Below are 17,591 nucleotides of genomic sequence, written 5' to 3'. Positions count from 1 at the left end.
TGGCCGGGTTGGGCCTCGATCCCGAGCTGGACGACGTCGGCATCCGGACACTCGTGAAAATCACTGGTACGCAGGCCGGTTCCCACCCGCCGGGTGCCACCGGTGTGGCACAGTGCGTCGAGTTGTTCCAACAACTTCGTGGCACTGCCCACAGTCAGGTGGACGGCGCCCGCATCGCGTTGGCACACAACATTGGCGGTCCGGCTGCCGTGTCGGCCGTGACGATTCTGGAAGGACCGGGCGCGGATGGCAGGTAAGGGGCCGGACCGGTGGTCACCGGGGATTTCTTTCGCGCGCAGTGCATCCGGGCCGATGCAGGCCATCGGTGGTTTGTTCGCGATGTCGGCGGATGCGGTGCGGTATCTGTTTCGGCGGCCGTTCCAGATGCGCGAATTCCTGGAGCAGTCGTGGTTTGTGGCGCGGGTGTCGTTGGCGCCCACATTGTTGGTGGCGATCCCGTTCACGGTGCTGGTGTCGTTCACGTTGAACATCCTGTTGCGTGAGTTGGGTGCGGCGGACTTGTCGGGGGCGGGTGCGGCGTTCGGTGCGGTGACCCAGGTCGGTCCCATGGTGACGGTGTTGATCGTCGCGGGGGCGGGCGCGACGGCGATGTGTGCGGATTTGGGGTCGCGGACCATCCGCGAAGAGATCGACGCGATGGAAGTGCTGGGCATCAACCCGGTGGCCCGGTTGGTGACGCCCCGGATGCTGGCCTCGGGTCTGGTTGCGCTGCTGCTGAACTCGCTGGTGGTGATCATCGGCATCCTGGGCGGCTACATCTTCTCGGTGTTCGTCCAGGACGTGAACCCCGGTGCGTTCGCGGCCGGGATCACGCTGCTGACGGGTGTGCCCGAGGTGATCATCTCGTGTATCAAGGCCGCGCTGTTCGGGCTGATCGCCGGGCTCGTGGCGTGTTACCGCGGGTTGACCATCTCCGGGGGCGGGGCCAAGGCCGTCGGTAACGCGGTCAACGAGACGGTGGTGTACGCGTTCATGGCGTTGTTCGTGATCAACGTCGTAGTCACCGCCATCGGTATCCGGATGACGGCGCGGTAGGACGCGGCGATGGCACTCAAGACGCTGCGGCAGACGTATCCGCGGATGGCGCGCGAGCTGGGCCGGCCGATCGGTCTACTGGGGCGCATCGGTGATCACACGTTGTTCTACGGCAAGGCGTTGGCCGGGGTGCCGTTCGCCGGGTCGCACTACCGCAAGGAGGTCGTGCGGCTGATCGCCGAGATCTCCATGGGCGCCGGAACGTTGGCGATGATCGGCGGGACGGTCGCGATCGTGGGCTTCTTGACGCTGGCCACCGGCGGCACGCTGGCGGTGCAGGGGTACAGCAGCCTGGGCAACATCGGCATCGAGGCGTTGACCGGGTTCTTGTCTGCGTTCATCAATGTGCGGATCGCGGCGCCTATCGTCGCCGGGATCGGGCTGGCCGCGACATTCGGTGCGGGCGTGACCGCGCAGCTGGGGGCGATGCGGATCAACGAGGAGATCGACGCGCTCGAGTCCATGGCGATCCGCCCGATCTCGTACCTGGTGTCCACGCGAATCCTGGCCGGCATGATCGCGATCACCCCGCTGTACTCCATTGCGGTGATCTTGTCGTTCATCGCGTCACGGTTTGTCACGGTGATGTTGTTCGGCCAGTCCGCGGGCCTGTACGACCACTACTTCTATACCTTCCTGAACCCGGTCGATCTGCTGTGGTCGTTTCTGCAGGCCATCCTGATGGCCTTGACGATCCTGTTCATCCATACCTATTTCGGCTACTTCGCCACCGGTGGTCCGTCGGGAGTCGGTGTGGCCGTGGGCAATGCGGTGCGTACGTCCCTGGTCGTGGTGGTGTCGGTGACCCTGCTGGTGTCACTGTCGATCTACGGCTCCAACGGCAACTTCCACCTGTCGGGCTAGGGGCGACGGTGACGAAGAACCTGGGTCCGGGCCCCCTCCACCGGTCAGAGACCACCAGCTCCGCGGCTCCCGTGGCGGCCAAAGGCGGCGGACATTTCGGCGCCCGGACCTACGCGCGACCGCTGGCAGGCCTGGCGACGGTCGCCGTGGTCGGTGCGGTGATCGCATTGGCCATTGCCCTGTTCTCCGACAGTTTCACCGAATCGGTTCCGGTGACGGTCATTTCGCAGCGCGCCGGTCTGGTCATGAACCCGGACGCCAAAGTCAAGATGCGGGGGATCGAGGTCGGCACCGTCGAATCGATCGAGCAGCGCGCGGACGGCACCGCCGCCCTGCACTTGGCGATGGATCCGTCGCAGCTGCATCTGATTCCCGGGAATGTCCGCGCGAACATCGCGTCCTCGACGGTGTTCGGCGCGAAATATGTTGACCTGCAGGCGCCTTCCGATCCGTCCTCGACGCCGCTGCGGGCCGGACAAGAGCTGGGTGGCGACCACGTCACCGTCGAGATCAACACCGTGTTCCAACAGCTCACGAACGTGCTCGACAAGATCGACCCCGCCAAGCTGAACCAGACCCTGGCGGCCATGTCGACCGCAGTGGCCGGGCGCGGCGAGCAATTCGGCCAGACCATGGTCGACTTCGACACCCTGCTGGCCAAGCTGAACCCGAGCCTCGCCAACTTCGGACACGACATCGAGGTGATGGCCCCGGTGTCGCAGGCCTATGCCGATGCCGCACCCGACCTGCTCGAAACGGTCAAGAACGCCACCAGGATGAGCGCGACCTTGACCGAGGAACAGAAGAGTCTGGACAGTTTCCTGATCAGCATGTCGGGGCTCGCGGACACGGGCAACGATGTGCTCGGCGGAAATCGGGAGCAGCTCAGCAAGGTGCTGCACCTGTTGGCCCCGACCACCGACCTGCTCAACGAGTACGCGCCGGGGCTCAAATGTGCGCTGGGCGGAATGAACTTCCTGGCGCACCAGCCGCCGCAGCCCAATCCCGGCGTGATGGTCAACGCGTCGTTCGTCATGGGCATCGACCGCTACCGCTACCCGTCGAACCTGCCCAAAGTCGCGGCCAAGGGCGGCCCGCACTGTATGGGCTTGCCCTACATCGGATTTGGTAACCGGTCCAAGTATCTGGTCACGGACACCGCCGCCAACCCATGGGTGTACGGCAACCCAGGGGTGGTGCTCAACTCCGACGGCCTGAAACAGATCCTGTTCGGCCCGATCGACGGTCCGCCGCGCAACACCACTCAGGCGGGTATGCCCGGATGAAGCGTTCCAACTCCACACTGATCAAGTTCTCGGTGTTCGCCGCCGTCATGGTGCTGATGACGGTCTTCTTGTTCATGGCCTTCGGCCAATACCGCAGCGGCTCCACGTCGCAGTACAAGGCGGTGTTCGCCGACGCCTCGCGGCTCAAGGGCGGCGACTCGGTGCGGGTGGCCGGTGTCCGGGTGGGCACCGTGAACGATGTTGAGTTGCAAGACGATCACAAGGTGCTGGTCACATTCGACGCCGACAAGGACGTCGCGCTGACCACGGGGACCAAGATTGCGGTCCGCTATCTCAACCTGGTCGGGGACCGCTTCCTCGAGTTGACGGCCGCACCGGGATCATCCCGGATTCTGCCCGCGGGCTCGACCATCGGTGAGGACCGTACGTCCGGTGCCCTGGATCTGGATCTCCTGCTCAACGGATTGCGGCCCGTGGTCCGCGGGCTGAACCCACAGGACGTGAACGCACTGACGTCGTCGCTGGTCCAGATCTTCCAGGGGCAAGGGGACAACCTGGATTCCCTGCTGGGCAGGACGTCGTCGTTCTCGAATACGGTGGCGGACAACGCCCAGACGGTGTCGCAGCTGATCGACAACCTGAACCAGGTGGTCGGCACCTTGTCCAAAGACGGAAACCAATTCTCCGGCGCCATCGACAAGCTGCAGCAATTGATCAGCGGGCTGGCCCAGGATCGGGATCCGATCGGCAGCGCCATCACCCAACTGGATCAGGGGACCGCCTCCATTACCAGTCTGTTGAACCAGACACGGGAGCCGCTGAAGCTGACCGTCGACGAACTCAACCGACTGGCTCCGTTCCTCGATGACCATAAGACGGTGCTGGACCGTGGCATTCAGAAGGATGTGGAGGTCTACCACAAGCTGGCCCGCCTCGGATCGTATGGCAGCTGGATCATGTACTACATCTGTGGTCTGCAGGTTCGCGTGTCAGACCTGCAGGGTCGCACCGCGGTGTTCCCGATGATTCAGCAAGAGGGCGGAAGGTGCGGTGAGCCCTGATGCTGAAATATCGCGGTGCACGGCTGGTCAAGGCCGGATTCTTCGGTGTTGTGTTGATAGCGCTCATCATTGCCATCGGATTGCAGCCCGAACGGATCAGCCAGTGGGCCACTTCGGTGCGCTACCAGGCGGAGTTCACCGAGGCGGGCGGGATAGCGAAAGGCAATCAGGTCACCGTGTCCGGCATCAAGATCGGCACGGTCACCGACATCGCGCTGCGGGACGGCAATGCGGTGGTCACCTTCACCGCCAAGGGCAAGTACCCATTGGGTTCGCAAACCACCGCGCACATCCGCACCGGGTCGCTGCTCGGCGAGCGGGTGCTGACCCTGGAATCGGCCGGCACGGGCACCATGCGGCCCAACGACGTCATCCCCACCACGCGGACCTCGTCGCCATACTCGCTGACCGATGCGGTGGGCGAATTGACCAGCAACACCGCCGGCACCGATACCGCTTCGCTCAACCAGTCGCTCGACACGCTGGCCGCGACGCTCGACCAGATCGCGCCGAAGCTCGGTCCGACCTTCGACGGGCTCAGCCGAGTATCGCGATCGCTCAACAGCCGCAACGAAAGCCTCGCCGGACTGCTCAAGAGCGCAGCGGATGTCACCAACGTGCTCTCCCAACGCAGTGGACAGTTGAACACATTGATCCTCGATGCCAACGACCTGCTCGGCGTGCTCAACGAGCGGCGCGAGGCGATCGTCGCGCTGCTCGCCAACACCTCGGCGGTGTCCAAACAGTTGTCGGGTCTGGTGCACGACAACCAGAAACAATTGGCGCCCACACTCGAGCGGTTGAACCGAGTGACCGAGATTCTCGAGAAGAACCGCGACAACATCACCAAGATTCTCCCCGACATGCGGAAATTCATGCTGTCGCAAGGTGAGACGCTGGCCAACGGCCCGTACTACAGCGCCTATGTGCCGAACCTGATCCCCGCGCAGACGCTGCAACCGTTCTTCGACTATGCGTTCGGCTTCCGTCGCGGCGTGCACGCCGGCCAACCGCCGGACAACGCCGGACCGCGTGCCGAGCTCCCGCTGCCCTACAACGGAATTCCCGGAGGATCGCGCTGATGACGCGTAGGCGGTTGGCCGCGGCCGCGGTGGTCGCGCTGTTGGTGGTCGGCGGTGGATTCCTGGTACGCCACTTGTTCTTTGCGCCCCGGACCATCAGCGCACTGTTCACCGAAGCCACCGGCATCTATCCGGGAGACGACGTCCGCGTGGCCGGCGTGAAGGTCGGCACCATCGGCGCGATCGTGCCGGAGGGCACACAGACCCGGCTGACCCTCGACATCGACCGCGACGTGCCGATTCCCGCGGACGCCAAGGCCGTGATCGTGGCGCAGAACCTGGTGGCGGCGCGGTACGTCCAGCTGACCCCGGTGTACCGGCACAGCGGTCCGAAGCTGGGTGACAATGCCGTCATTCCGTTGGACCGCACCGCCGTTCCGGTCGAGTGGGATGAGGTCAAGACTCAGCTGACGCGGCTGGCCACCGATCTGGGGCCAAAGAGTGGTGTTTCCGGTACTTCGGTGTCGCGGATGATCGACAGCGCGGCAAATGCGCTGGACGGCAACGGCCAGAAGCTACACGACACCATCACCGAAATGGCCGGTGCAGCAAGGGTGCTGGCGGCCGGCAGCGGCAACATGGTCGACATCATCAAGAGCCTGCAGACCTTCGTCACGGCGTTGCGCGACAGCAATCAGCAGATCGTGGCGTTCCAGAATCGGCTCGTGACGCTCACCGGAGTGGTCGACGGCAGCAAGTCGGATCTCGATGCGGCACTGAAGGATCTGTCGACGTCGATCGTCGAGGTGCAGAACTTCGTCGCCGGCACCCGGGACCAGACAGCCGAGCAGGTGCGCCGACTGACCAACGTCACGCAGAACCTCGTGGACAACCAGATGCAGCTGAAGAACATCCTGCACATCGCCCCCAACGAGTTCGTCAACGCATACAACATCTACAACCCGGTGACAGGCAGTCCGGTCGGCCAATTCGTACTGAACAACTTCTCGTCACCCGTCGAATTCATCTGCGGGGCAATCGGTGCGTTGGAGAACACCACCGCACCCGAGACCGCGAAGCTCTGTGCGCAGTACCTCGGTCCGGCCCTGCGCCTGGTCAACTTCAACCATCTGCCGTTCGGGATCGATCCGTTCCTGATGCCGGCCGCGTCGCCAGAGGACCTCGTGTATTCCGAAGCGCGCCTGGCACCCGGCGGCGGTGGCGGATCGCCGGTACCGCCGGAGACCGATCCGGTGCTGTCGGCCTACAACCCTGGCCCGGCCGTGCCGCCCTTCACCGGCAGGCCGCCGGGCACCCCGCCACCGGGAGCCGACCAGATGCTGCCCAACGCGCTGCCGAATCCGGGGCCGAACATGCCGCCGTCGGTGTGGTCGATGCTGAATCCGGCCGGGCCGGTGCCCGGGCCCGCCCCGCAAGGCACACCGCCGCCGTTGCCTGCCGAGGCGCCTGCGGCACCGGTCGGTCCTCCTGTGCCCGCGGGCCAGATCGGTAGCGACACTCCACTCGGCCCGGGCATGTCCGCCGCCCCGCCACCACCGGCCCCGGCAGAAGGGGCGCCGCGCCCATGAGCATTGTGAAATCTGCTGGTGCACAATATCGTTCCCCATGGGAGCGGACGGCAAAGGCGGCCCTGGCGACCGGCGTGGCGATCATGCTGACCACAACCGGCTGTGCGTTTCAGGGCGTGAACTCGCTTCCGCTGCCCGGCGCGGTCGGCCGTGGGACGGGCTCGACGGTGTACCACGTCGAGGTCGCGAACGTGGCGACGCTCGAACCGAATTCGCCGGTGATGATCAACGACGTCGTGGTGGGCAGCGTCCGCCGCATGACGGCCAAGAACTGGCACGCGGACATCGAGTTCTCGGTGAAGCCGGGCGTGACCGTCCCTGCCAATGTGGTGGCGCGGGTCGGCCAGACCAGCCTGCTGGGTTCGATGCACCTGGCACTGGACCCGCCGGTCGGCCAAAACCCGAGCGGCGCTTTGGCTCCCGGCGCGACGATCCCGTTGAACGACTCGTCGACCTACCCGACCACCGAACGGACGTTGTCGTCTTTGGCTGCCGTGGTCAACGGCGGCGGGCTGGGCCAGATCGGGGACGTGATCCACAACTTCAGCAGCGCGCTGAACGGTCACGAAGCCGAATTCCGTGATCTGCTGTCACGTTTGAACGACTTCGTCGGCACCCTGGACGACCAACGCGACGCCATCGTCAACTCGATCCAAGCGCTCAACCGGCTGGCGGCTACGTTCGCCGGGCAGCGCGATGTGCTCACCCAGGCTCTCAACAAGATCCCACCGGCGCTGGATGTGCTGATCAAGCAACGGCCGCAGTTGACCACCGCGCTGACCAAACTCGGCAAATTCAGCAACGTGGCGACTGAGCTCGTCAACGACTCCAAGGCCGATCTCGTGAGCAACCTCAAGAACATCACACCGGCGCTGGCGGCGTTCACCGCCCTGGGGCCCGATGTCGACACCGTTCTCGAGTACCTGCCGCATTTCCCGTTCACCGGCAGCTTCATCGACCGAGCAATCCGCGGAGACTATTACAACCTCTACGCCGTCATCGACCTCACCATCCCGCGTCTGAAGCACAGCACGATGCTGGGTACCCGGTGGGGGCAGGAGGGCACCCAACTCGTGCCGGCGCCAGGTGACCCGTCGTATCTGAACTACACCTACGACCCGCTCAAGACCGGCATCGACCCACCGCCGCCGGGCAGCTGGGTGCCGAGTTCACCGCAGCCGCCGTGGGCGCCGCCGCCGGCCGTGGCCGAAAGCCCCGGCCCGATGCTGCCGTTGGTACCGCAGGCGGGAATGGCCGGCAGCGTTGTGCGGGACGCGCCGCCGCCCGCCCCGAACCAGCTGTTCGCGGGCCCATACGGAGCGCAGGCGCCCGAGCCGGCCCCGGCGCCGCCGAACGGAGGCAACTGATGCTCACCCGATTAGTCCGGATTCAGTTGATTCTCTTCACCATCGCGTCGGTCATCGGCGTGACGGTGATGCTGTTCGCCTACATGCAGATACCCACGCTGCTCGGGCTCGACCGGCTGACGGTCAAGCTGCAGCTGCCGGCCACCGGTGGGCTGTACCGCTTCAGCAATGTCACGTATCGCGGATCGCAGATCGGCCGGGTCACCGACATCAAGCTGACGCCGACGGGTGCCGAGGCAACGTTGTCGCTGGACACCTCGCCGAAGGTCCCGGCTGCGCTGCAGGCGCAGGTCCGCAGCATGTCGGCGGTGGGCGAGCAGTACGTAGAACTGTTGCCCAAGAACAACTCTGGGCCGTACCTCGAAGACGGCGCGACCATTCCGCTGGCGGACACCACCATCCCGCAGCCGGTGGGCCCGATGCTGGACAAGCTCGGCGCCATGGTCGACACGATTCCGGGCGACAAGCTGGCCAAGCTGCTCGACGAGTCCTACGCGGCGTTCAACGGCACGGGCTACGACTTCGGGTCGCTGCTGGATTCGGCGTCGAAGCTGACCACCGCCGCCAACGGAGTCTCCGACCAGATGCGTACGTTGGTCGACGACTCAGGACCATTCCTGGACGCGCAGGCGCAGAACACCGACGGCATCCGGGCCTGGGCGGCCCATCTGGCCGGAATCACCGGCACGATGGCCAATGACGACACGCAGTTCCGTTCGATACTGCACAACGGTCCGGGCTTCTCGCAGGAGACCTCAAACCTGTTGCAGCAGATCAAGCCGACTCTTCCGATCTTGCTGGCGAACCTGGGCACCATAGGTCAGATCGGTGTCACCTGGCACGCGTCGCTCGAACAGCTGCTGGTGCTGCTGCCGCCGTTCGTGGCGCAGATTCAAACGTATGCGCCCGTGAACAGTCCCACCGGCATGCCCAACGGTGACTTCTCAGTCGGTCTCGGTGACCCGCCGTCGTGCACAGTCGGCTTTCTGCCGCCCTCGGCTTGGCGGTCCCCGGCCGACCTGAGCCCCGCCGATACTCCTGACAACCTGTACTGCAAATTGCCGCAGGACTCGCCGATCGCGGTGCGCGGTGCGCGCAACTACCCGTGCATGGACAACCCGGGAAAACGGGCGCCCACGGTCGAATTGTGCAATGACCCCAACGGTTTTCAGCCGCTGGCACAGCGGCAGCATGCCTTGGGGCCGTACCCGATCGACCCCAACCTGATCGCGCAAGGTATTCGTCCGGATTCGCGGGCGCGGCCCGACGACAACATCTACGGTCCAATCGAGGGCTCGCCACTGCCGGCGGGCGTGGCGGACCGGCCGCAGGCGCCACCGGCGCCGGCCCCGCCACCTGCCAGCTACCCAGGTATGCCGCCGGGTCCACTGCTGCCGTATCCACCACTACACGTGGACGCGCCGGCTGCGGCACCAGCGGACGGCGGCTTGCCGCAAGGGCCGATGGTCCCAGACCGCCCAGATCTGCTGCCGCGGGCGACCACTGTGCCCACCCCGGCGCCCGGTCCTCCGGATGTCGGTGCCAACGCCCCTGTGCCGCAAGGGAATTCGGCGCCGCAGGCAGCGCCGAGCGCGTTCAAGCAGTCTTCCTCCGGTCCGTCCGTGATGATCGCCCATTACGATCCGCGCAGTGGTCAGTATCTGGGCAGTGACGGAAAGTTGTACGCGCAGTCCGACCTGGTGAAGCCGGCGACGTCGTGGGAGCAGATGATGCCGTCGTAGCGCCGGGGGAGCGGTGGCGCCTGCCGGCGACGCGGACGCGGCTAGCCGGCGACCTTCTTCATGTAGAACGGCATCCGGACGACCGGCCACTGGTTGCGGCCGCAGGATCCGCTGGGGCCCATGGTGTGGTCTTCACCGGCGTACTCGTCAGAGAGGTTAGCCAAGCGGCCGTCGGGCGCTACTGGATAGATTTTGTACTCCTGGAAGCCCTGGATAGCGGTGCCGTCGTCGCAGTACCGCCAGTTGGGCACCGACCGTTTGACGAAGTAGATGCCGTCCGTGGTGTAGATCGGCGCGGTCCATCCGTCACTGCTCTTGACGGTGCCTGTGCAATCCGACGGGCCCACGCATCGGGTAGTGATGGTCCACGTGGCCCGGTTCCCGGGTTGCGCCTCGTATCGCTCGTTGAGTTTGGCGAACGCGCCGTTCGATGAGGTGGCGAACGTGCCGTTGATGCCCCAGAGGCTCGGGTCTTCGTCGGCGTGGGCCGGCGTCGCACCCGACAATGCGACGGCGGTGGCGAGGAGCGAACCGACCGCCGCCTTGGTGCTCCATGTAAAGCCCGGCATGGCGTCCCTCTGCAGTGTGGTAGTTCTATTCTCGAATTTGGAGAATATCAGTTCCGATCGGGTGGCAGATTGCCATCTGCAGTATCACTTCGGCGCGCTCAGATGTACTCGAGATCGGCGATCTTCAGCAGACCTTCGTCTTGTGTCAGCGTCACGACCACCCGGAATCGTTTCGGCGCCGGGTGCGGGTCTTTGGTGTTGGCCGCCTGCGATGTCGCCGCGACGAGGACCACGGCCGAGTTCTCGGATACCGATTGGACCGCGACCCCGGTCACCTCGACATGGGTGACCACCTTGGCGTCGATGAGCTGTCTGACCAGGATGTACTGCTGCCCTTGGAAGTCGTCCTTGAACTTGCCGGTGGCGTTGTCGGCGATGCGTTTCACATCGTCTTCGGCGTTGATGAAGTTCAGTGACATGACGTTGATGACACCCTGTCGGGCTGCCGCCGCCGCGCGCTCTTGCTGCTGGTGCTGCGTCTGCGCCAGCTGGTGACGCCAGCTCAGGGACGCGCCGATGCCGAGCAGGATGCAGAAGGCCAGGCCGGCGAGACCCACCGCGATCGGGCGCCACCGTGACACCTGGCGTGGTGGCGCGGCTGTGGTGGGGCTCGCTGCAGCAACTGACTCGGTCGCCTGCCTGCGGAGTTCGGCAGCGCGGGCGCGCGCCTGGCGGGCACGTTCCTCCGCCTGCACAGCCTCGGCTTCGGCTGCTGCCGCATCGCCGGCCGCCGCGGTATCTGCGGAATTGCCGACGGCCTGTGGTGCCATGGGGAAGACTTCCTTGTGTCGGGTGGCGCGTTGCCCAGGTTAGTGGTCCCACCGGTACGTCGCGGTGGGTTGTGTCGACCATCGTAATCGCCTTCTCTAAAACAGAGAATTTCGTTTCCGAATGTGCGAAAGTTGAGGGCGTGCGCGTGATGGTGTTGGCGGCCGCCTCGATGCTGATGGCTGGCATGGCCATGGCCGCGCCCCGATCCTGGGATGTCCTGCCCACCGCGACCGCAGACCCCCAGACCTGCAACGACGCGTTCTGCGTGCCGGGCATCATCCCGCACCGGGTGCTGGGCGCACCGTGCGACAACACCACCTATTACGTCTTCGCCACGACGGACTGGGGCCGGCTGATGTTCTGCGGCTCGCCCCGACGCTACGAGCCCCGCTGGTTCCGCTCGCCGCCGATGGCCGGCATTCGCGACGAGAACAGCGACTGCATGACCGAGCAGAGCATGGTCGCGCAGGCGCCGGATGGCTTGTTCCTGACGTGTGTTCCGATGAACGGCGTCAGTCGCTGGATGCGCGGCGACACCTGAGTCGGCACCATCATGGAGCCGGTACCTCGGTGAATTCGCCAGAGGCGCTGGAGTTTTCGTGGAAAGCTACCAGTTTCGGATCGAGCACAAGGCTCCGCGGGGGCCGCTGCCCTCCTTCACCACGGCGCCGTCGACTTCGAGGCGACATTTGAAGGTCGGTGTCTTGAAGTTGGGGGCCTCGCCGGACTGCACCATGACTGTTGCCCAGAGATTGGGATCATTCAGCGTCGTGTCGAAGACCCACGGTTGGTTGGGCCCGACGGTGACGTCGGCCCGCGGGCTGAACTCATACGGATTGTGGCTGTAGTCGGACCAGGTCGGTGGGTCGACCTCCCGGTAATAGATGTAGCTGAAGATCGGCGCGTCCGCGCTCACGACGTAGCGGACGTGATGTGCCGCGGGTGGCGGCGCCGGTGCGGCTTCGTCATCCGCGAAGGCGGGCGTAGGCGCTGCCGACGACGAGATCAGTACTGCCGCAGCGAGAATCACCGAAGTGCGCATCGTTACATCCTGGTGAGACCGAATGGATAGGTCAGCGTACCTCCGGGTGCGCCGTCGCAACCGGAGTCGAACGACGAAGTCATGGTCCCAGTGAGAGTTGTTGCGTCCCAAACATATACATCATGAGTCGGGATGGTCGGCCCGTAATAGAGATCGCCGCAACGCAACCCGATGTCCTCGTTGATGGTCAGCGTGTACTGGCCGTTGACCAGCTGTGCGTCACCCGCGGAGCTGTCGGCCTTGGCCACCGGTTGCGGGATGGTCAGCACATGGATGCATTTGTCGAGGCTGATCTGGCTGCCGTCCGGGGCGTAACACGGCGACTGCGCCGACCAGATCCACGTATGGAAGTCGCGGCGGTCCGGAATGTGCATGTTGTAGTTGCCCGGCCACATGGTCGCCGAGGCGGGAGGTGCCAGAGCGATCGACGCGGCAGACAGCGCTGCAGCGCCCATCGCCAGCAACTTCATCACATTCCTCCACCGCTTCGCGTAGCCGGGTTGGTGTGGACTGGTGCCTGGAACCGGCACCGCGAGACTGTTGTTCTCCAAAACGGAGAATAACATCGCCGGTTGGCCGCGGGTGGCGGAATCTGTGCACAGGTGCCGATGGTCCAGTGTGGGGGCATGTGGTCGGTCCGGCTGGGGATTGCGGCGGCCGAGGCGGGGCGCTCCGCGTCAATATGTCCACGTAAATGACATTTCCGCAGGCAAAGACCGCTTTGCGGACGGATTGAGTGGCGCGAGGTTACGGTGGTATGACGAGAATGATAATCTCATTCTCCTACATTGCCTTGCGACGCGGACAGGAGGTTCGATGCCGTCCCTCAATGAGGCGTCAGTATTGATCAGTATGGACGAACCGAGCATGGGCCGGCCCGAGTCGCCCGACGCGCTCTCGCTGGCGGCCGACGAGGCCGAGGCGGAGGCCGCCGAGGCGGAAGCGATGGCGGCCGCAGCCCGCGCCCGGGCCAAGGCGATCCGGCTGCGCCGCGCCGCGGCGGAAACCGAGGAGGTCGCGGCGCGCGAAGCCGACTCCGATGCCGGTGCCGCGACAGACGTCGAAGTGGCTGCCACCGCTGATCTTGAGGAGACCGAACCGCCCGCGGCGGCCGATGCTGCCGACGACATCGACACCGATCTGGCTGTTGCACAGACGCCGCCGGCGCCGGCGCAGCGTGATTCGCGGCGAGTCATCCTGACCGTGGTCGCGGCGACCCTGATCGTCGTGATCTCGCTCGGACTGGTCGGGCTGGGCGGCTGGATGATGTGGCAGCACCACAAAACCGACGCGGATGCGCGCCAGCGGGCCGAATATGCGGCCGGCGCGAGCCAGGGCGTGGTGAACCTGATGTCCTTGGATTTCAACCATGCCAAGCAGGATGTGCAGCGCATCATCGACAGCACCGCCGGGGACTTCAAGAAGGATTTCCAAGCCCAGGCAGGCGATTTCGTCAAGGTGGCCGAGTCGTCGAAGGCGGTCACCGTGGCGACGGTGAGTGCCACGGCGGTGCAGTCGATGACCGAGAACACCGCCAACGTATTGCTCGCGGTGACCACCCGGGTGTCCAACGCCGTCAGCAAGGAACAGCAGCCCAGGTCATGGCGGCTCAGTGTCGACGTGGTCCGCGACGGCGGCCAGATCAAGCTAGCGAAAGTCGAGTTCGTGCCGTGACCGCAGAAGATGACGAAGCCACTACGGCGGCAACCGATGTCGAGCCCGCGGCCGAGGAGCCGACGGCCGGCACGCCGGCCGAATCCGAGGCCGGCGGTGAATCGCTTCGGACCCGGCGGGCCCGGGTGTTGTTGCCGGCGCTGTTGGCGCTGATGCTGGCGGTGGCCTCGAGCTTCGCCGTGTGGGTGTATCTGAAGCAGTACCGCCCGGATCAGCAGACCGACGCCGCGGTGGCCGAGACGGTGGTCAAGGCCGCATCCGATGGCGCCGTCGCGATGCTGTCGTACGCCCCGCAGACGATGGACAAGGACTTCGCGTCGGCGAAATCCCACCTCACCGGCGACTTCGTCAAGTTCTACACGGACTTCACCAACAGCGTCGTGACCCGCGCGGTCAAGGAGAAGTCCGTCAAGACGGAGGCGACGGTCGTGCGGGCCGCTGTCTCCGATCTGTCGCCGGAGTCGGCGCTCGTGTTGGCATTCATCAACCAGACCACGGTGAGCAAGGACAATCCGGACGGCACGTTCGCCCAGAGCGCGGTGAAGATTTCCATGAAGAAGATCGACGGCGCCTGGTTGATCTCCGCTTTCGACCCGGTCTAGTTCGCGGCGAGCGGTTCAGATTCCTGTCCGCGTCCGAGCCGGCCCAGCAGGCGCTCGGCGACCTGCACGTCGTGTGCGAATGTCACCTTGAAGTTCTGGGCCGATCCGGCGATCGCGTGGACCTCGATGTCGGTGAAGCGCTCCACGCACGACGAGGTGTCGGTGCCCTCGAACCCGGCAGCGGCCGCGTCCTGGTACGCCTGCCACAGCGGTGCGGCGCGAAAAGCCTGCGGTGTCTGCACCCGCACCAACGACTGGTCGATGGCGCTGAGCCCGTTCTCGGTCAGGCGCAGCACGTCGCCCGATGGCAGCACCGGTATGGCGCCGCCCCGCTCGCGTGCCGTCGTGACGGCGGTGTCCATCAGGTCGGCACCGGCCAGCGGACGGGCGGCGTCGTGGATCAGCACCACGTCGACGGCGCCGGCATCGATATCGGCCGCGAGGTAGCTCAGCACGTTGTGTTCGGAGCCGTGCCGCGAGTCACCGCCTTCGACGAATTCGACTGTGGTGCTGGGGAGTTCGTCGGCCATGAGGCGAACCACCTGGTCGCGCTCACCGCGGCGGAACACCAGGATGGTGCGGGCGACCCGGGGGCTGGCGGCCACGGCCGCCACCGACCACGCCACCATGCTGCGGCCGGCCAGTTGCAGGTAGGCCTTGTTGCCGTCGGCCCCGACCCGGGATCCGATGCCGGCGGCAAGGACGACGCCGACGGCGATCGGGGGAGCGGACACGTCTTCACGGTAGTGGGACGACAGCGGGGATCTGCGGCAGGCTTACCGTGATGCGGCCCGGACGGGGCCCGGATCGTTGAAGGGACACGGCATGCATGGGACGCAGCAGGACGCTCCCGACCCACACAGCGCGGTGCGCGCCCATCGATTGACACCGATGCGGGGACGCGATCCGCATGAAAGGCACCGCGTCGCCACTCCGCTGGAGCTGCTGTTCGACCTGACCTTCGTCGTCGCATTCGGCGTCGCGGCGTCAGAACTGTCGCACATGCTGGCCGCGGGCCACATTGGCGCCGGCATCACGGGCTTCGTGTTCTCCACCTTCGCGATCTGCCTGGCGTGGATCAACTTCACCTGGTTCGCCTCGGCGTACGACACCGATGACTGGGTGTTCCGCCTGATGACCATGATCGAGATGGTCGGCGTACTGGTCCTGGCGCTCGGATTGCCCGCGTTCTACGCCTCGATCGAGCACGGCCACCACGTCGACAACGCGGTGCTGGTCGCGGGTTACGTCGTGATGCGAATTGCGTTGGTGGGCCAGTGGTTACGGGCCGCGAAGCAGGATCCGTCACGGCGTGCGGCGGCGATGACGTACGTCTGGATCGTGGCGGTGGTCCAGGTGGGCTGGGTCGGCACTGTGTTCCTGCCGACGAGTGTGCCCGTGACACTGGGTTTCTGGGTGCTGTTGGCGCTCATCGAACTGGGCGGCCCGATGATCGCCGAGACCAAGTGCGGCGGAACCCCGTGGCACGCGCACCACATCGCCGAACGCTACGGACTGCTCGCGATCATCGCGCTCGGGGAGGGCGTCGTCGGGACCGTCGCCTCACTGTCGGCTGTCGTCGGCGAGCACGGCTGGTCGTGGGACGCGGTGCTGCTGGCCATCGCGGGCACGGCCCTGACCTTCGGCATGTGGTGGGTGTACTTCATGGTGCCGTCAGCCGACGCCCTGCACGCGCACCGCGAGCGGGGCTTCTGGTTCGGGTACCTGCACATGCCGGTGTACGGCGCCATCGTCGCGACCGGTGCCGGCCTGCACACCGCCGCGTACTACATCCAGCACCACTCGACGCTGGGATCGGTGGCCACGGTGCTCAGCGTGGTGATCCCGGTCGGCGTCTACATCGCGTTGGTCTACGTGCTGTACGCGCTGATGCTGCGCTCGGTGGACGCCCTGCACGTGCTGCTTGTGGTGGTGACTGCGCTGGTCCTGATCGCGACGGTGGTGCTCGCCGCAGTCGGGGTGCCGATGGCGCTCTGTCTGTTGGTGGCCAGCCTGGCGCCGATGGTGAGCGTGGCCGGGTTCGAGATCATTGGGCACCGGCACGTCGCCGAGGCGGTCGCGCGCCAAACGTGACGTTGAGCAGGCACGTGTGGGACAAAAGCGCACTGGTGTGGCTAACGGGTCGGAAGAGGTAGCTGTCATATCCTGAGACGCGTGGCAATTTCGCGTCGTGACCTGCTGAAATACGCTGCAGCCGCGCCGGCGGCGGTCGGCCTGGGGGCCGGGTTGCAATCGGTGCTCGGCGCGACGACCGCCTGGGCGGCCCCGTACGGAGTGTTGCTGGACTACGCGGCGGGGGTGCTCAGCGCGTCCGATATCCGGTCGGCCGGGGCACTGGGCGCCATCCGGTATGTCTCGGACCGGCGGCCGGGCGGGGCGTGGATGCTGGGCAAGCCCATCGAACTGCCGGAGGCGCGTGACCTCTACAAGGGCGGCCTCAAGATCGTCTCGTGCTACCAGTACGGCAAGGAGTCGACGGCCGACTGGCTGGGCGGGCACGCCGCCGGCGTGCAGCACGCCCAGCGCGGGTTCGCGTTGCACACCGCGGCGGGCGGTCCGGTCGGGGCGCCGATCTACGCGTCCATCGACGACGATCCGACTCCGGCCCAGTACAAGGCGCAGGTTGCCCCGTACCTGCGCGGCTGGGAATCGGTGCTGGGTCACCAGCGGGTCGGCGTGTACGCCAACTCCAAGACCATCGAGTGGGCGGTGCAGGACGGCTTGGGGTCGTACTTCTGGCAGCACAACTGGGGCTCGCCCGGTGGTGCCGCGCATCCGGCGGCGGCACTGCATCAGGTGGAGATCGACAAGCGTCACGTCGGGGGAGTCGGCGTCGACATCAACCACATCCTCAAGCCGCGCTTCGGACAGTGGGACTGACGGCCGCGCAGATTACCGCTCAGTAGTTAGCTGGCGGCCGGCTCTAAGAAAACGAGATGAAACCGCAGCAAATGGCGGCTCGGT

The 17,591-nt window shown here is 65.7% G+C and carries 18 protein-coding genes and 1 pseudogene; 14 read left to right on the top strand and 5 right to left on the bottom strand.

Annotated elements, in window-relative coordinates; genetic code table 11:
• Positions 1-74 precede the first annotated feature (74 nt).
• The 9 genes and pseudogenes from H289_RS33080 to H289_RS0118435 form a co-directional block, all read left to right on the top strand.
• Positions 75-257 (top strand): annotated as a pseudogene (locus H289_RS33080) (thiolase C-terminal domain-containing protein); the annotation flags it as partial.
• Positions 247-1,056, top strand: a complete 810-nt coding sequence (locus H289_RS0118470; RefSeq protein WP_029105416.1) for an MlaE family ABC transporter permease — start codon at positions 247-249, stop codon at positions 1,054-1,056. The pseudogene H289_RS33080 and the gene H289_RS0118470, both read left to right, overlap by 11 nt.
• A gap of 9 nt (positions 1,057-1,065) precedes the next feature.
• A complete protein-coding gene (locus H289_RS0118465; RefSeq protein ID WP_020102296.1) occupies positions 1,066-1,920 on the top strand; it encodes an MlaE family ABC transporter permease in 855 nt (284 codons plus the stop codon).
• An 8-nt stretch (positions 1,921-1,928) separates the two neighbouring features.
• On the top strand, positions 1,929-3,206 hold the full coding sequence (locus H289_RS0118460; protein ID WP_029105415.1) for an MCE family protein: 1,278 nt from the start codon (positions 1,929-1,931) through the stop codon (positions 3,204-3,206).
• On the top strand, positions 3,203-4,228 hold the full coding sequence (locus tag H289_RS0118455) for an MCE family protein (RefSeq protein ID WP_020102294.1): 1,026 nt from the start codon (positions 3,203-3,205) through the stop codon (positions 4,226-4,228). The genes H289_RS0118460 and H289_RS0118455 overlap by 4 nt, the downstream gene beginning before the upstream one ends.
• Complete coding sequence (locus H289_RS0118450; protein ID WP_020102293.1) at positions 4,228-5,310, top strand: MCE family protein; 1,083 nt, start codon at positions 4,228-4,230, stop codon at positions 5,308-5,310. The genes H289_RS0118455 and H289_RS0118450 overlap by 1 nt, the downstream gene beginning before the upstream one ends.
• Positions 5,310-6,839 carry an MCE family protein gene (locus H289_RS0118445; RefSeq protein WP_029105414.1) on the top strand — a complete coding sequence of 510 codons (1,530 nt, stop codon included), beginning with the start codon at positions 5,310-5,312 and terminating at the stop codon, positions 6,837-6,839. The genes H289_RS0118450 and H289_RS0118445 overlap by 1 nt, the downstream gene beginning before the upstream one ends.
• Positions 6,836-8,206: an MCE family protein gene (locus H289_RS0118440; RefSeq protein WP_081633463.1), complete on the top strand. Its 1,371-nt coding sequence runs from the start codon at positions 6,836-6,838 to the stop codon at positions 8,204-8,206. Before H289_RS0118445 ends, H289_RS0118440 begins: the two co-directional genes overlap by 4 nt.
• Positions 8,206-9,948 (top strand): MCE family protein, encoded by a 1,743-nt coding sequence (locus tag H289_RS0118435; protein ID WP_029105413.1) that lies wholly within the window; start codon positions 8,206-8,208, stop codon positions 9,946-9,948. The genes H289_RS0118440 and H289_RS0118435 overlap by 1 nt, the downstream gene beginning before the upstream one ends.
• 41 nt (positions 9,949-9,989) lie before the next feature.
• Here H289_RS0118435 and H289_RS0118430 read toward each other — a convergent pair whose 3' ends face one another.
• Both H289_RS0118430 and H289_RS0118425 read right to left on the bottom strand, forming a co-directional pair.
• On the bottom strand, positions 9,990-10,517 hold the full coding sequence (locus H289_RS0118430) for an Rv2253/PknI dimerization domain-containing protein (protein WP_020102289.1): 528 nt from the start codon (positions 10,515-10,517) through the stop codon (positions 9,990-9,992).
• A gap of 98 nt (positions 10,518-10,615) precedes the next feature.
• Entirely contained in the window at positions 10,616-11,287 is a 672-nt protein-coding gene (locus H289_RS0118425; protein WP_020102288.1) for an Rv1363c family protein, read from the bottom strand.
• A 140-nt stretch (positions 11,288-11,427) separates the two neighbouring features.
• Between H289_RS0118425 and H289_RS0118420 the strand changes: the two genes are divergently transcribed.
• Positions 11,428-11,829, top strand: coding sequence for a hypothetical protein (locus tag H289_RS0118420; RefSeq protein WP_020102287.1), 402 nt, complete (start codon positions 11,428-11,430; stop codon positions 11,827-11,829).
• A 66-nt stretch (positions 11,830-11,895) separates the two neighbouring features.
• Here the strand turns inward: H289_RS0118420 and H289_RS0118415 are convergent, their stop codons facing one another.
• Both H289_RS0118415 and H289_RS0118410 read right to left on the bottom strand, forming a co-directional pair.
• Complete coding sequence (locus H289_RS0118415; protein WP_020102286.1) at positions 11,896-12,330, bottom strand: Rv2576c family protein; 435 nt, start codon at positions 12,328-12,330, stop codon at positions 11,896-11,898.
• A gap of 2 nt (positions 12,331-12,332) precedes the next feature.
• Entirely contained in the window at positions 12,333-12,800 is a 468-nt protein-coding gene (locus H289_RS0118410) for a hypothetical protein (RefSeq protein ID WP_020102285.1), read from the bottom strand.
• A gap of 397 nt (positions 12,801-13,197) precedes the next feature.
• Here H289_RS0118410 and H289_RS0118405 point away from each other — a divergent pair, with 397 nt between their 5' ends.
• Together H289_RS0118405 and H289_RS0118400 are read left to right on the top strand one after the other, a co-directional pair.
• Positions 13,198-14,004 carry an Rv1363c family protein gene (locus H289_RS0118405; RefSeq protein WP_155944171.1) on the top strand — a complete coding sequence of 269 codons (807 nt, stop codon included), beginning with the start codon at positions 13,198-13,200 and terminating at the stop codon, positions 14,002-14,004.
• Positions 14,001-14,606 carry a hypothetical protein gene (locus tag H289_RS0118400; protein ID WP_020102283.1) on the top strand — a complete coding sequence of 202 codons (606 nt, stop codon included), beginning with the start codon at positions 14,001-14,003 and terminating at the stop codon, positions 14,604-14,606. Before H289_RS0118405 ends, H289_RS0118400 begins: the two co-directional genes overlap by 4 nt.
• Here the strand turns inward: H289_RS0118400 and H289_RS0118395 are convergent.
• Complete coding sequence (locus H289_RS0118395; protein ID WP_020102282.1) at positions 14,603-15,340, bottom strand: IspD/TarI family cytidylyltransferase; 738 nt, start codon at positions 15,338-15,340, stop codon at positions 14,603-14,605. The genes H289_RS0118400 and H289_RS0118395 overlap by 4 nt on opposite strands.
• A 157-nt stretch (positions 15,341-15,497) precedes the next feature.
• Here H289_RS0118395 and H289_RS0118390 point away from each other — a divergent pair, with 157 nt between their 5' ends.
• Together H289_RS0118390 and H289_RS0118385 are read left to right on the top strand one after the other, a co-directional pair.
• Positions 15,498-16,700 carry a low temperature requirement protein A gene (locus H289_RS0118390; protein WP_020102281.1) on the top strand — a complete coding sequence of 401 codons (1,203 nt, stop codon included), beginning with the start codon at positions 15,498-15,500 and terminating at the stop codon, positions 16,698-16,700.
• An 81-nt stretch (positions 16,701-16,781) separates the two neighbouring features.
• Positions 16,782-17,507 carry a DUF1906 domain-containing protein gene (locus tag H289_RS0118385; RefSeq protein ID WP_020102280.1) on the top strand — a complete coding sequence of 242 codons (726 nt, stop codon included), beginning with the start codon at positions 16,782-16,784 and terminating at the stop codon, positions 17,505-17,507.
• Positions 17,508-17,591: the final 84 nt, after the last annotated feature.

It is taken from the genome of Mycobacterium sp. 360MFTsu5.1 (genome assembly GCF_000383495.1).
In the GTDB taxonomy this organism is placed as follows: domain Bacteria; phylum Actinomycetota; class Actinomycetes; order Mycobacteriales; family Mycobacteriaceae; genus Mycobacterium; species Mycobacterium mucogenicum_B.
The sequence above is the reverse complement of the archived record's forward strand: the minus strand, read 5'-3'. Positions and strand labels throughout refer to the sequence as shown.

Excerpts from the sequence above, each read along its gene's own strand:
- H289_RS0118470 (WP_029105416.1), top strand. The coding sequence starts at position 247 with ATGGCAGGTAAGGGGCCGGACCGGTGGTCACCGGGGATTTCTTTCGCG.
- H289_RS0118465 (WP_020102296.1), top strand. The coding sequence starts at position 1,066 with ATGGCACTCAAGACGCTGCGGCAGACGTATCCGCGGATGGCGCGCGAG.
- H289_RS0118455 (WP_020102294.1), top strand. The coding sequence starts at position 3,203 with ATGAAGCGTTCCAACTCCACACTGATCAAGTTCTCGGTGTTCGCCGCC.
- H289_RS0118450 (WP_020102293.1), top strand. The coding sequence starts at position 4,228 with ATGCTGAAATATCGCGGTGCACGGCTGGTCAAGGCCGGATTCTTCGGT.
- H289_RS0118445 (WP_029105414.1), top strand. The coding sequence starts at position 5,310 with ATGACGCGTAGGCGGTTGGCCGCGGCCGCGGTGGTCGCGCTGTTGGTG.
- H289_RS0118440 (WP_081633463.1), top strand. The coding sequence starts at position 6,836 with ATGAGCATTGTGAAATCTGCTGGTGCACAATATCGTTCCCCATGGGAG.
- H289_RS0118435 (WP_029105413.1), top strand. The coding sequence starts at position 8,206 with ATGCTCACCCGATTAGTCCGGATTCAGTTGATTCTCTTCACCATCGCG.
- H289_RS0118430 (WP_020102289.1), bottom strand. The coding sequence starts at position 10,517 with ATGCCGGGCTTTACATGGAGCACCAAGGCGGCGGTCGGTTCGCTCCTC.
- H289_RS0118425 (WP_020102288.1), bottom strand. The coding sequence starts at position 11,287 with ATGGCACCACAGGCCGTCGGCAATTCCGCAGATACCGCGGCGGCCGGC.
- H289_RS0118415 (WP_020102286.1), bottom strand. The coding sequence starts at position 12,330 with ATGCGCACTTCGGTGATTCTCGCTGCGGCAGTACTGATCTCGTCGTCG.
- H289_RS0118410 (WP_020102285.1), bottom strand. The coding sequence starts at position 12,800 with ATGAAGTTGCTGGCGATGGGCGCTGCAGCGCTGTCTGCCGCGTCGATC.
- H289_RS0118405 (WP_155944171.1), top strand. The coding sequence starts at position 13,198 with ATGGGCCGGCCCGAGTCGCCCGACGCGCTCTCGCTGGCGGCCGACGAG.
- H289_RS0118390 (WP_020102281.1), top strand. The coding sequence starts at position 15,498 with ATGCGGGGACGCGATCCGCATGAAAGGCACCGCGTCGCCACTCCGCTG.